The 13,312-nt window shown below is 30.9% G+C and carries 16 protein-coding genes and 2 pseudogenes; 4 read left to right on the forward strand and 14 right to left on the reverse strand.

Annotated features, from left to right (window positions below):
• Positions 1-131: 131 nt before the first annotated feature.
• From LGK95_RS20630 to LGK95_RS20645, 5 genes are all read right to left on the reverse strand, one after another.
• The gene (locus tag LGK95_RS20630) at positions 132-434 is read right to left on the reverse strand and encodes a hypothetical protein (protein WP_226126785.1); all 303 of its coding nucleotides are present in this window, start codon (positions 432-434) and stop codon (positions 132-134) included.
• A gap of 42 nt (positions 435-476) precedes the next feature.
• Positions 477-1,610 carry a hypothetical protein gene (locus tag LGK95_RS20635; protein ID WP_226126786.1) on the reverse strand — a complete coding sequence of 378 codons (1,134 nt, stop codon included), beginning with the start codon at positions 1,608-1,610 and terminating at the stop codon, positions 477-479.
• Positions 1,611-1,904: 294 nt separating this feature from the next.
• Positions 1,905-2,039 (reverse strand): hypothetical protein, encoded by a 135-nt coding sequence (locus tag LGK95_RS22595; protein WP_264174628.1) that lies wholly within the window; start codon positions 2,037-2,039, stop codon positions 1,905-1,907.
• 552 nt (positions 2,040-2,591) lie between these two features.
• Complete coding sequence (locus LGK95_RS20640; protein WP_226126787.1) at positions 2,592-2,741, reverse strand: hypothetical protein; 150 nt, start codon at positions 2,739-2,741, stop codon at positions 2,592-2,594.
• A gap of 696 nt (positions 2,742-3,437) precedes the next feature.
• A complete protein-coding gene (locus LGK95_RS20645; RefSeq protein WP_226126788.1) occupies positions 3,438-4,073 on the reverse strand; it encodes an oxygen-binding di-iron domain-containing protein in 636 nt (211 codons plus the stop codon).
• 68 nt (positions 4,074-4,141) lie between these two features.
• Here LGK95_RS20645 and LGK95_RS20650 point away from each other — a divergent pair, with 68 nt between their 5' ends.
• A complete protein-coding gene (locus LGK95_RS20650; RefSeq protein WP_226126789.1) occupies positions 4,142-4,330 on the forward strand; it encodes a DUF488 family protein in 189 nt (62 codons plus the stop codon).
• Between the two features lie 125 nt (positions 4,331-4,455).
• On the opposite strand, the gene LGK95_RS20655 is transcribed toward LGK95_RS20650, so the two are convergent.
• From LGK95_RS20655 to hcp, 6 genes and pseudogenes are all read right to left on the reverse strand, one after another.
• Positions 4,456-4,644 carry a ferredoxin gene (locus LGK95_RS20655; RefSeq protein ID WP_226126790.1) on the reverse strand — a complete coding sequence of 63 codons (189 nt, stop codon included), beginning with the start codon at positions 4,642-4,644 and terminating at the stop codon, positions 4,456-4,458.
• 37 nt (positions 4,645-4,681) lie between these two features.
• Positions 4,682-4,840, reverse strand: coding sequence for a rubredoxin (gene rd / locus LGK95_RS20660; RefSeq protein ID WP_226126791.1), 159 nt, complete (start codon positions 4,838-4,840; stop codon positions 4,682-4,684).
• A gap of 42 nt (positions 4,841-4,882) precedes the next feature.
• Positions 4,883-6,073, reverse strand: a pseudogene (locus LGK95_RS20665) (anaerobic nitric oxide reductase flavorubredoxin).
• A gap of 78 nt (positions 6,074-6,151) precedes the next feature.
• On the reverse strand, positions 6,152-6,370 hold the full coding sequence (locus tag LGK95_RS20670; RefSeq protein WP_226126792.1) for a DUF1450 domain-containing protein: 219 nt from the start codon (positions 6,368-6,370) through the stop codon (positions 6,152-6,154).
• Between the two features lie 16 nt (positions 6,371-6,386).
• A complete protein-coding gene (locus tag LGK95_RS20675) occupies positions 6,387-7,595 on the reverse strand; it encodes an NAD(P)/FAD-dependent oxidoreductase (protein WP_226126793.1) in 1,209 nt (402 codons plus the stop codon).
• Between the two features lie 322 nt (positions 7,596-7,917).
• Positions 7,918-9,564 carry a hydroxylamine reductase gene (gene hcp / locus LGK95_RS20680; protein WP_226126794.1) on the reverse strand — a complete coding sequence of 549 codons (1,647 nt, stop codon included), beginning with the start codon at positions 9,562-9,564 and terminating at the stop codon, positions 7,918-7,920.
• A 209-nt stretch (positions 9,565-9,773) separates the two neighbouring features.
• Between hcp and LGK95_RS20685 the strand changes: the two genes are divergently transcribed.
• Complete coding sequence (locus tag LGK95_RS20685; RefSeq protein ID WP_226126795.1) at positions 9,774-10,130, forward strand: DUF488 domain-containing protein; 357 nt, start codon at positions 9,774-9,776, stop codon at positions 10,128-10,130.
• A gap of 128 nt (positions 10,131-10,258) precedes the next feature.
• Here LGK95_RS20685 and LGK95_RS20690 read toward each other — a convergent pair whose 3' ends face one another.
• From LGK95_RS20690 to LGK95_RS20700, 3 genes and pseudogenes are all read right to left on the reverse strand, one after another.
• Positions 10,259-10,417, reverse strand: coding sequence for a DUF1540 domain-containing protein (locus LGK95_RS20690; protein WP_226126796.1), 159 nt, complete (start codon positions 10,415-10,417; stop codon positions 10,259-10,261).
• 213 nt (positions 10,418-10,630) lie between these two features.
• Positions 10,631-11,056, reverse strand: coding sequence for a flavin reductase family protein (locus LGK95_RS20695; protein WP_226126797.1), 426 nt, complete (start codon positions 11,054-11,056; stop codon positions 10,631-10,633).
• 67 nt (positions 11,057-11,123) lie between these two features.
• Positions 11,124-11,588: pseudogene (locus tag LGK95_RS20700) on the reverse strand (bifunctional 4-hydroxy-3-methylbut-2-enyl diphosphate reductase/30S ribosomal protein S1); the annotation flags it as partial.
• Positions 11,589-11,646: 58 nt separating this feature from the next.
• Between LGK95_RS20700 and LGK95_RS20705 the strand changes: the two are divergent.
• Both LGK95_RS20705 and LGK95_RS20710 read left to right on the forward strand, forming a co-directional pair.
• Positions 11,647-12,732: a nitrite/sulfite reductase gene (locus LGK95_RS20705; RefSeq protein ID WP_226126798.1), complete on the forward strand. Its 1,086-nt coding sequence runs from the start codon at positions 11,647-11,649 to the stop codon at positions 12,730-12,732.
• A complete protein-coding gene (locus LGK95_RS20710; RefSeq protein ID WP_226126799.1) occupies positions 12,675-13,088 on the forward strand; it encodes a nitrite reductase in 414 nt (137 codons plus the stop codon). Before LGK95_RS20705 ends, LGK95_RS20710 begins: the two co-directional genes overlap by 58 nt.
• Positions 13,089-13,312 lie beyond the last annotated feature (224 nt).

The raw sequence follows: 13,312 nt of genomic DNA on the forward strand, positions 1-13,312 counted from the left end.
CTTCCTTTTGTAGCTGCATATTTTCTTTAATCTTTACCAATAATACAACCCTATGTAAGTAATTATCAACGATTCTATTCTCAAAATCTGATAATACCTCTTTAATATAAATTTTTTTTATATGTTTATATTCACGGGGATTCAATTGCTTCTCCACAAGAACTACATTTATTATCTAAGATAATATCAAATACAGAAAACTCATGTGATCTCCACACATTTACAAATATTTTTCGTCCACAAGTTGGACATTTAAGCAAATAAATTTTAAATCCTTTACTACTAATCTCAATTTCATCCGGAGAGACTAAATTTTCTGCATCCCAATATTTACATATCTCAGGAAATTTACTTGCTAAAGAGCGATTCTTTCTATAATATCTCTTATATTCCCTACACTCATCAATTAAATATCCATTTTTCCAACTTCCCATTATAGACATAACCTGTCCAGTTTTATGGAAAATTGGATATAATTAATCTACTATATTTAGTTTTTTAATTACAATATTAGTGATTTCAGCTTGTATTTTTCGCGAGAAAAAAAGAGGTACATATATTGAAAAATAGTTATTGCTTCCTAAACCTATACTTGAATAAGTTTGTTTCCATGTCAAGTTTTCCTTAACTAAACTATCTCCTATAATAAGTATTGGTATTTGAACAACATTATCTCTCTTAACATAATGAGGAAACTGATTCACTGAAGGCAACAACGTTTGTTTCCCATACAACTTAAATATTTTGCAATGAGTGTCCACAAAATCAATTGATTTTGCAATATCAATTGATTTAAAGTTCATATCGACTGAATTTTTGTCAATAGATTCAGCAATATCAATTAAAACATAGCCCTTGTTTTTATTATATTCTTCTTGTCCCAAAATACTAAATATGCTGTAATTGGCCTCAAATGTATCAATTATTATTTTCTCTTCACAATATTTTTCAACCATTTTAAATAGTGAGTTTATGTTCTCATTGTATGAGTACAAGAACTTGATAATATCAAATGTTGTTTTACTATTGGATTTTAATTCTTTCGCAAAGTTTTTTTGAATACCAGAATGACTATTCATATATTGTTGTTTATTCAGTAAAACATGATATCCGTGTTTATCTTTATTTAGTAATAATCCTTCTGATCCAACATGTTGCAAACAGTTCCTTAAATTATAACAAAGCCTATACGAAAAATTATCATCATATATGGATTTTACAAATTCTTTGAACTTCCAAATACCTTCAGCAAATGTTTCATTTTTCTTCTTCCCATTATTTTTAAGTTTTGTAATTTCTTCTGGATACAATTTCCCCATGAGTTTTTCACATGTATCAATAAATTCTAAACCTGAATATAGAAATACTTTAATGTTATAAACTATAATATCTTTCTCTAATATTGCGTTTTTCTTTAACATATCAATAAAATATCTGTCATAAAATTTATATGCCGTATCAAAATTATTTTTTATAAAGTACAATTCTTTTATTTTTTCAATACTTGAATTTGCATGCAATAATTCTTTAATCTGTTTCTCTCCGAATTTGTCTAACACGACAATTGAAGGTTCTTCTTTATTAGTACGAACTTCCGCTATTTTCCACAACACCCTCACCCAACTTTCTTAATTAAATATTTGTTTCAAAATAGTTTTTTATAATTAAATAAACTTTTTCAACTTCCCATTATAGACATAATTAACCTTATTAAATTTTCATTAATTACTTAGTAGAACCTACTGTTTTTAACATTTATCATGTATTAATTCAACATACCTCTTGTCTTTTCCTGCAATATTTGTAAAAATAGGTAAACATAAAGCTCTGAGATTACCCAGAGCTTCATAAACTGTTTTTTAACTTTCTAACTATTACTTCATTACTTCCTATGCAGCTATGACCTATCTATATCCGTATTCTTTAACTCTACGATAGAATATAGCTTTTGTCATGTTTACCATCTGCATAGCTTCAACACCTTTAATTTCTCCATCAAGATATTCAAACACGTCTCGGACTAGTAAAATTGCCACCATAAGATAATTTACGGTGGCAATTAGACAATTTAAAAATTATAAATCAGGCTATTCTGTTGGTATCACTTGGTTAGTTGAACTACCGTCTCAATGTGAGGGGTTTGTATATATCTAGTATTTTAGCTTATCTATATATATTATATACTATCCTGAAAGCATTGATTTGAAAGCATCTATCAGGTAGATAATAATTTTATGGGTCTAAACTTAACTAATTGTATCTCATAATATTTTATGCAACGGTGGCAAATGGGTGGCATTGCCACCGTAATAATTCTGACTAATAGTTATACTTCACAATTTAGTAACCATGAATTTATTTAAATATGTTCCTATTTTAGCAGTAATAGAGTAATTATTTCATGTTTCCCTCTCATACTTAGTTTACGGCACTTTAATTTTAAAGGTGCAATTGTATTCTCCTATGTAAAACATTCGCTCTCTGCTTCAATGAGATCCTATTCTATTAAAAAATCATACCAAAATTGCTAGAGCCTTTGATTTTGGCGGAGAAAGGGGGATTTGAACCCCCGGAACGGAATAACCCGTTAGTTATTTAACCCAAATCCCATCTATAACCGACGGTGCAATTGATGATGGGATATCAGTACCATGGATACCATAGATACCCCAGGGAATATTTAGTTGCATAAAATGTCCGCCAAATTGTGCTCTCCATAAACTTTTTTTATAATTATCCAATGACCTAACCTCAATATATAACAATCAGTAACAATAAAATTAGTTCAAGTAAAGGGATTATAGATAAAAGTGGTATCTATTCAACTTCTAATACTAATCATCACAACACGATAGATAGTATTTGTATTAATAATCAAAACATGGAAACAATTTAAATAGGTAATTGCATACCAGGAATTAAAAAAACAGAGTTGATGTTTATGAACAACTCTGTTTTTTTAATTGGTTCTATTTTAACGTAAAAATAATATTAGTATTAATCCTAATTATGTAGATATAATGAATATAGAGTTTTCGGATATATATGACTAGGGTTACCAATAAAATTATTTGAATTAACAGTTTTAGAAATGTGAGTAAATATGCCAGAAATTATTGGTGCTACCCCTTAAATATATAGTTAAAATAGAATATGGAACCTTTTAAATGTGTTATGAATATCTTACAGTAATAAACTTTTGACATTGAATATCATTAAATAACCATTATCTTGATCCTCCAAGAAAATGGTTATTTAAGCCTAGCAATTACGCTAGGCTTTTTTTATTTTTTTCTAGAACTATGCGTGTAAATAAAAACCATTCCACATAACATCTTATTATGTTGAATTTTTACTTTAAATTTTATATATATCAATTTCTAAAATACATGGTAGTAAAAAGATTGCGAGGCATATATATCATGATCACAGGCCTGCTATAGTTTAAGGCAGGGTCCATGACCAGTGGCTACAAAACTAGGATTTAATTGTAATAAGGTCTGCTGTAGCTGTGCCCGCCTTTCGGGAGCTGGCACCTGTTCTGAGCGGATATTATTTACCTCAGTTTGCCAACTAGATTCTTTCAATGTACCTATTTCCGCTCCGAAGCCCATCATTAAATCGCTACTGAAGAATATACCACGCCTGTTTTCTATAACTAATAGCCCCTCCCAGAGATGCATTTCCGAAGGATAACTAATGAATTCCAACTCATAGCCATCAGTATTTAGTTTTTCCCCGGGCTTTTTAATAATAACCTCATTTATAAATCCAAAGCCGCTTAACTGCTGTGCCGTAGTTTGGGAACAAATTGGCTTAGCTTTAGGGAAGTGTTTTAGTATTAGGGGCAAACCGCCACATTCATCTGATTCAAAGTGAGAAATAAAAATATACCTCAAGTCCTTGCCATTAAGTGCTGCTTTCAGCTGAGGCAGCATGGCTTCTGTTTGCTTAACATTACCAGTATGAACTAGCAGTGGTTCATCCGTAAGTAGTAGATATTGATGGAATGAAAGATTAATCTGCGAAATGTAAGTACTAAATTGATGTAAGTCTTGACCATTAATTAGCATATAATCAGCCCCTTTTATTTTTAAGTGTACATAATATAATATGGGAAATCAAGAAGTTAAAAGCACCTTTGTACTTAGTCTTAGACGTAAGCCAATGCAAATACCAAGATGAGCTTTCAACAGATCCTATACGTAGCGATGCAGTAAAACTATTAAGAAGGATGGCAGAAGAAGGGGACATAACTTTGCTATATGGATCAAAGGATACTGTGTACAATAATGCTTCAATATTGTTTAATTGGCTTAAAGATGAATAAAAATCTATTTTATAAAGAGTTACAATAAAATCAAGGAGATCTAATCACTTTATGATTAAAAATCCTTGAATTTAAATATGATTTTCTTGTTGACAACTCAAGTCTATTTTTTATCTATACTATTACTATTCTACAGAAATTGCATCAACTGGGCATTGTCCTTCTGCTTCCTTTGCACTACTTACGAGATTTTCTGCCACTTCATCTGGCGATGCCACAGCTTTTCCATCCTCTTCCATTTGAAAAATCTCTGGACATACCGCTGGGCATAATCCACATCCGATGCATGTATCTTTATCAACGTGAGCCTTCATTAAGATCACTCCTTTAATATATTTTTTTATTTTCTAATTATATTTTTTCGAAGTCTGATTTTGGAACTCCACATAATGGACAGACCCAATCTTCTGGTATATCCCCAAATTTGGTACCTGGCTTTATTCCGCCATCTGAATCTCCTTCTTCTGGATCATAAATGTACCCGCACACTAAACAAACATACTTATCCATATAAAACATCTCCTCTTGATTTATTTAATATAATATTATTAACTAATTGTTAGTCTCTCCTATAGTCTTACCAAAATCTTTGCACCTATTTATTGCATCATCATCCGGGTTCCACATTTCTTTTATACCATCATTTATTGTTTCAAACCCTGCTTTAATTAATTCTTCTGTTATTAACTTAACTGAGTCTCCACTCCAACCATAACTTCCAAATGCTGCAGCTTTTTTACCCTTAAAACCAAGACCTTTTATCATTTCGAGTATTGCCGCCGTAGACGACAAAACTCCTTTATTTATTGTTGAAGAACCAATAAGCACCATTTTTGATTTAAATACTTCTGTGACAATATCATTTTTATCATTTTTTGAAGAATTAAATATTTTAATTGTAATATCGTTATTAACTTCCTTTATTCCCTCAGATATTGCTTCTGCCATTGTTCTAGTAGCATTCCACATGGTATCATAAATTATTGTAACTTGATTTTCTTTATAATCTTTTGCCCATTCCATATATTTATTTGGAATTTGAAGTGGGTTATCTCTCCAAATAATACCGTGACTTGGACAGATCATATCTAATGGTAGATTTAAACTCAGCACTTCTTCGATTTTCTTTATTACCAAAGGATTAAAAGGAGTTAAAATATTTGCATAATACTTTATTGCTTCTTGAAATAATTCTGCATTATCAACCTTGTCATTATACATTAGTTCAGATGCATAATGTTGCCCAAAAGCATCGTTACTAAATAATATGTTCTCTCCTGTTAGGTAAGTAAACATACTATCTGGCCAATGAAGCATTCTTGCTTCCACAAATACTAATTTGTTTTTTCCTAGGTCCAATGTATCCCCAGTTTTAACTTCAACAAAGTTCCAATCTTGATGATAATGAGCTTTTAAAAACTTTGCTCCATTCTTAGTGCAGTATATAGGGGTATTAGGTATTTCCCTCATAAGATCTGGTAATGCTCCACTGTGATCTACTTCTGAATGATTTGCAATAATATAATCTATTTTATTTAAATCTATTTCCTTTTTTAAATTAGAAACGAACTCTTTCCCAAATGGCTGTCATACTGTGTCTATGAGCGCTATTTTTTCATCTCTAACTAAATATGAATTATAAGAGGTTCCTTTATGTGTAGAATACTCTTTACCATGGTAATCTCTTATTTCCCAATCTATTTTCCCAACCCAATCAACTTTATCATTAATCTTAAACGACATAAAAACCATCCTTTCTATTATGTATTATTACGAGCTATATTACATAATGAATATTTTGGAATATAGCTCGTTTGTTTCTTACATCATACTTTTTATTTTCTCAAATAATTCATCTGCAATATCCGCCTGTATTAGTTCATCATCGACTAGTGCATAAGGTCCTACTGCACAATCTCCACAATATCCTAGGCAGTCCTCAGCAGTTATATCTATACCCGGATAGTTCTCTTTTAATTTTTTCATAGTTTCATCTGTTCCAAAAGTAAAGTTATTCTCACAAAACTTTATTTCTTTCATATGTATACCTCCATCATTATTTATTCTTCTTTAATCTCTCCAACAACTCATCCACAGATATATCAGCATCACCTAAGGGTATTCCCTTTTCTATGGCTGATTTAAGAAGTGGTGATCTTTTCATATCTCCTATAACAATTGCACCAATTACCTTATTATTTTTTATAAATATTTTCTTATAAATTTTGGAATTAACATCCTCAACCATTAATACTTTCGTAGACTCTACTTCATCTATGCATCCCATAGAAAACAGTGAGATTCCAAAAGCATTTAGTGTTGTTACTGGAGTTATTTTTTCATATATAGTTTCCTTCCCAGCAATGTTATAACCTGCAACTTTCCCTTGTTCTATAGCAATATTCCATAGTCCAATAATTTGATTATCAAATTCGGCAATATCCCCTGCTGCATAAATATTTTTTATGTTTGTTTGCATTTCATCATTTACTACTATTCCTCTTCGCGAATCAACTTTAGTATTTGCAACTAGTTCCTTATTAGGCCTGATTCCTGTCGAGTGAATAACCATATCGCACTTTAGTTCTACTTTATCGTCAACAAGAATTCCTTCTACTTTATGATTACCTGTTATAGCCTTTACTCCTGTATTAGTTAATATTTCTACGCCGTAGCCTTCTATTATACTCTTTAATATTTGTGATGCTTCATCGTCTAATTGACGAGGCATCAGTCTTGATAGTAATTCAACAATTATAACTTTGATGCCATGTTGATGTAATATCCAAGCCATTTCTAATCCCTGAATTCCTCCTCCTATAACAATCACTGTTTTGCTTTCATTAATTCCATTTTTAATATTCAGAGCATCATTAAGGCCTCTTAATGTGTAGACACCATCCTTATCTATACCGTCTATTGATGGTGTATTATTACTAGAACCAGTTGCTATAAGCAATTTATCATATTTTACTTTAATACCATCACCTAATAATAATTCAAGGTTATCCGTATCTATATTTACTACTTTTGTATTAATAAATATTTCTACTTTATTTTCCTCATACCACTCTTTCTTTTTAAGAAGTATCTTATTTTCTTCAAGTTCATCAAATATACCCTTAGACAATCTTATTCGATTATATGGATAAAATTTTTCTTGTCCAATTAAATATATTTCTGAACTTAAATCTATTTCCCTAATGAATTTAATTGCCGTTATTGCAGCAATACCACTTCCTACAATTACAATTCTTTTAGTCATATATATCACTCTTTTCATATTCATATTTTCTAATAGTATTATTCTATATTGAAGTTAAGACAACTTCATCATGCGCTATCCGCTCTTGTGTTATGAAATCAGTATACTGTTTACTAGTTATAATGTCCGTAACATATGTTACTTATGATAATTCTTATAATAGTATATTTTTAATTACCTTAAGGTTTTAATTATCTTATTGCTTTATTATAATTGGGATTAAATAAGAAAGAAGTGATTTGAATCAATTATATAAAATAATAAAGCTTAAAACTGATTTTACAATTCTAAGCTTTATTATTTTTTAATTTAGTATATTATTTTATCCTAATATTTTTACTAAGTCATCTTCTGGTGTACTTATTGGTCTAAGGTCAAAAGTGTCAATTAAGAATTGTAATACATTAGGGCTTAAGAAAGCTGGAAGTGTTGGTCCTAGGTGAATTCCTTTTACTCCGAGTGACAATAATGCCAATAGATCAGCAACAGCTTTCTGTTCATACCAGCTTACAATAAATGAAAGTGGTAGATCATTAATAGTGCATTTAAATACATCGGCTAATGCTTGAGCAATTCTAACAGCAGAATATGCATCGTTACATTGACCTACATCGAGTAGTCTTGGAAGCCCTGCAACTTCACCAAACTCTAATTTATTAAAACGGTATTTTCCGCAAGCTAAAGTAAGGATAATACAATCTTTTGGAACTTGCTTTGCAAACTCAGTGTAATAATTTCTTCCTGGTCTTGCACCATCACATCCTCCAATTAAGAAAAAGTGTCTGATTTTTCCTTCTTTAACTGCATTCACTATCGTTTCAGCATGAGCTAAAGTTGCTTTATGTCCAAAGCCTACTAGAATTTCTTTAACTTCTTCATCTTTTTCAAATCCCTTTAATTCTAGTGCTTTATTTATGATTTCTGAAAAATCCTTATATCCATTCTCATCATTAGATATATGTTTTAATCCTTCCCAACCAACAACACTTGTTGAATAAATTCTATCTTTATAAGAATCTCTTGGTTTCATTAAGCAGTTTGTTGTCATCAAAATACAGCCTGGTATACCATCAAATTCTTTTTGTTGATCTTGCCATGCTCCTCCAAAGTTACCTACCAAATGTTTAAATTTATTAAGCTTTGGATAGCCATGAGAAGGTAACATTTCACCATGAGTATAAATATTTATTCCCTTTCCTTCTGTTTGCTCAAGTAACATTTCAAGGTCTCTTAAGTCATGGCCGGAAACTACTATAAATGGTCCTTTTTTAATATTCACATTAACTTTTGTAGGGGTTGGAGAATTATATTTCTCATTATTAGCTTTATCTAATACCCCCATAACCTCAACGCTCATCTCCCCAGTTTTAACTAAGTACTTGATAAGTTCTTGAAGATCCAAACTATCATCAGTTAATACGGCTAGAGCTATAAAATAAAAATCATCTACCTCATCACTGTGATATTTAATAAATCTAGCTTGATGTGCATATGCTGCAATTCCTTTTAATCCATATTTTATAGTTTCACGAACGGACCTAATATCTGCATCTAAATCTTGATCATACATAACTCCTGCTTTTTTAGCATCTTCAAGAATTTGTTCTTTTGTATCACTTAAATTATATAAAGCTTCCTTGGTATTTACCTTTTCACCTGCTGCTTTTTTTCTAATCTCTTCCTTATTCACTTGAGATCTTCTGAGCATATCCATATGAGACTCCGGATCAAAGTTTACATTAGTCAATGTCATAAATAATGAATTTTCAACAAATGAGACCAATGACTTATCAATTTTTTCACCTTTAGCTAAAAGTTTGCTAGCATAACAGCTTATTCCTTTTATCTGATATATAAGCAGATCCTGCATTGCTGCAATCTCTGGTGTTTTACCACAGACCCCTACTTTTGTACAACCTTTCCCACCGAAAGTTTGTTCACATTGAAAACAAAACATTTTCCCTTGCATATGTAATCCTCCTAATTTTATGATATATTCTATATATTAGTTTGCGCTTTTATTACTTAAATATACAATAGGATCATAACTATAATAAAACTAAGTAGGAGTAATAATGTGTAATCTTATTATACAAATAGTTAAAAATCAATTATCATTCAAAACTAGCATAAATGCAGAGGAGGATCTAAAATGTTTACAGGTAACACTATATATTTATGACTATTAGAATTAAGAGAATTTATGATATGCCATCTGAAGATGATGAAAAAAGAGTATTAATAGATCGCTTATGGCCAAGAGGGATATCTAAGGCAAATGCTCAATTAGATATGTGGTTAAAAGAAGTAGCGCCTAGTACGGAACTCCGCACATGGTATGGTCATTCACCAGAAAAACAAGAAGCATTTCATAATCTATATGAGCAGGAGCTTTCATTAGACTCTTTACGCAGTGATGCAGTAGAACTATTAAGAAGGATGGCAGAAGAAGGTGACATAACCTTGCTATATAGTGCTAAGGATACAGTGTACAACAATGCTTCAATATTGTTTAATTGGCTTAAAGATAATTAATATATGACAAATATTAAAGAAAGTGATTGTCTTTTAATAGAGTAGTAGAAAGCCATATTGCTTTTACCATGAACGAACATTAAGGGGCCGTCTCACCTTAGAAAGTGAGACGGCCCCTTTTCGTATTATTATAATGTTTTAAAACTTCCACAGTCCGTACATTCTAGTGTTTTTTCAACACAATCATGTTTTATAACTTCAATTTTGTTCAGAGTGCAAAAATTATCATCTTTACAATGATGTTTACATTCATTTACTGTACAACCTATGCTTTCATTATGGTTCATAAGAAAAACACCTCAAATTATTGATTACAAATTATTATTAGCATCGTTTGAGTTAATTATACATGATAAATGTTCTGTTTTTAAAGAAAGGATTTTGAAAGATTCATTGTACCTTTTTGAACATATCTATATGCACGTTTTGAATTATCTCCAACATATAATACAGGGTCTAATTCATCATAAATTAAACGGTTTTCTTCATCTAAAAGATCTTTAGAAATACATCTCCCTTTTATTTTTGCTAATATGGGGGTAATTATCTGTTTCTATTACATCTGTTAGTGTACATTCAATTGATATAGGACATTCATCGATAATAGGTGCATTTACAACTTCTGATTTTATAGGTGTCAAATTTACCATATCAAACTTTTGGATGTCATGCCCTGATTCAAACCCACAAAAATCTATTTCTTTCATAATACTTCTATCAGGCATGTTAATAACAAAATCTTTACCCTTCTTTATTTGGTTTATTGCATATCCTTTTCTTCCAAAACCAAGTGATATCATATCCATTAGGGAATAAGAAGATGATAGTGTAGTTACATTTGGTACGCCATTCTCATCATAGAAACTTACAAGAATAACAGGAAATCCATAATACATCTTTTTATAATCCGCTCTTAATTTTTTCATAGGTAGTCCTCCTCATTTAATAAAAATATTATAATAAATATATTACAAAAAATATTGAACCATTTTAATTTATTTTTAGCATTATATCTTTAATAATCCAGTCTGGTGTTGAAGCCCCTGCTGTAACCCCTATACTTTTAATGTTTTTATCTTTTATAAATGTATCAGGAATACCTAATACATTTTCTACGTGTACAGTGTTTTCACAATTTTTCTTACATATTTCATAAAGTTTTGTAGTGTTAGAACTATTAAGCCCACCAATAACAACCATTGCATCCACTTTAGTTGAGAGTTCTTCTGCAGATTTTTGACGCACTTCTGTTGCACTACAAATAGTATTAAATGCAACTATTTCCTTACTTGTTTTTATAACTTTAGTTAATACATCTTCCCAAGTAGTCTGTCTTTCTGTTGTCTGAGATACCACGCACACCTTATCTGATATATCACCTATATCCACACCACTATTTACTATTATCGAAGAATCATTACACCATCCATTAATTCCAATAACCTCAGGATGTTTTTTTGAGACCATCTTAGATAAATACTCTAATGAAGGATATGATTCCATAACTAAAGATGATATGGATCGATTTAAATGGGCAGGTGTTTATCAGCAACGCTCTAGAGATGGTCACTTCATGCTTCGAGTACGAAATACTGGAATATTAAACTCCGAGCAAATAAGAACATTGGCAAAAATTTCGAAAGATTATGGACGAGGTCTAATTAACATAACAACAAGAGGTGCAATACAATTTCATTGGATTTGCGTTGAAAACTTACCTGATATTTTTAACAGATTAAAGGTAGTTAACCTAAGTTCTATCGAAGCTTGTGGTGACTGTACAATAACTATTGTAGGTAATCCACTTGCCGGAATTGATAAAGATGAACTTATGGACACAACCAAACTCATTAATAGTTTAAATGAATTTTTCCTATTCAATCGTGATTTTTCAAATTTTCCACGAAAATTTAAAATATCAATATCCTCAAATATATTTAACGCAGCTCATGCAGAGATAAATGATCTATCATTTACCCCAGCCGTTAAAAACATAAACGGGGTCGAAAAAATCGGCTTCCATTTATGGGTAGGTGGAGGGCTCTCAACAACTCCACATTTAGCTAAAAAACTAAGTATTTTTGCGTTACCTGAGGATGTTCTTAAAGTTGCTATAGGCGTTGCTACTATCTTTAGAGATTATGGGTATAGAGAAAAGCGTAACCGTGCTAGATTAAAATTTTTAATAGAAGACTGGGGTGTAGCTAAATTTCAGGAAAAACTACTAGAAATAATTGGTGACATGCAAAGCTTAGGGGAAGACAGACTCGCAAACTGGAAGGCAGCTTATTTTTATGGAGTTCATAAGCAAAAGCAATTAGATAAAAACTATATTGGCATTAATATTCCTTTTGGAGAACTTAATGCAACTCATTTTTTTGAACTTGCTAGAATTTGTGAAAAATACGGTGACAGTAACATTAGAACAACATTGTCTCAGAATCTTATCATTTCAGGAGTTACAAATGAGCATATTCCATCTATATTAAATAGCCAATACTTAAATTTTTTTCACCTACACCAAGCTCATTTATTGGGCATTCAGTGGCATGTACAGGTAAAGAATTCTGTAATTTTGCAATTGTTGAAACAAAAAAAATAGCTAGAGATGTTTGTCATTATTTAGATAAGACAATAGAATTAGAATCGCCAATTCGAATTCATTATACAGGTTGCCCTAACGCATGTGGACAAAAACAAATCGGTGATATTAATTTACAAGGTGCACTTATTAAAACCGAGGCTGGCCTTGTTGAAGCCTTTGATATTTTTCTAGGTGGAACTTTAGGACCAAATGCCAAGTTTAGTGAGGATCTTAAGTGTAGAGTGAAGTCAGCTGATATAGCTCAAATGATTAAAACATTAATATTATTTTACAAGAAGAACAGAAATATTGAGGAAACTTTCAATCAGTTCGTAAATCGAGTTGGAGTAAAGATGTTCAAAGAAAATATGTAAATAGAAAATTTAAAAATCCCATCATGAATTTGCTCATGATGGGATTTTTAGTTCAATAATCATAAAAATTAGTATAAGAAAGTTTCTAAATATTAATTTATAGAGCACCCCTTTTGTGAACTGAACCCACAAAAACGGACATTGAATAAAAAGGACCTTCTGTTGTAGAATAAATATATACAATAGGAGGTTTTTTCTATGAAGACAAAAGGACGTAAACAATT

The sequence above is a fragment of the Clostridium algoriphilum genome (assembly GCF_020443705.1).
In the GTDB taxonomy this organism is placed as follows: Bacteria; Bacillota; Clostridia; order Clostridiales; family Clostridiaceae; genus Clostridium_AD; species Clostridium_AD algoriphilum.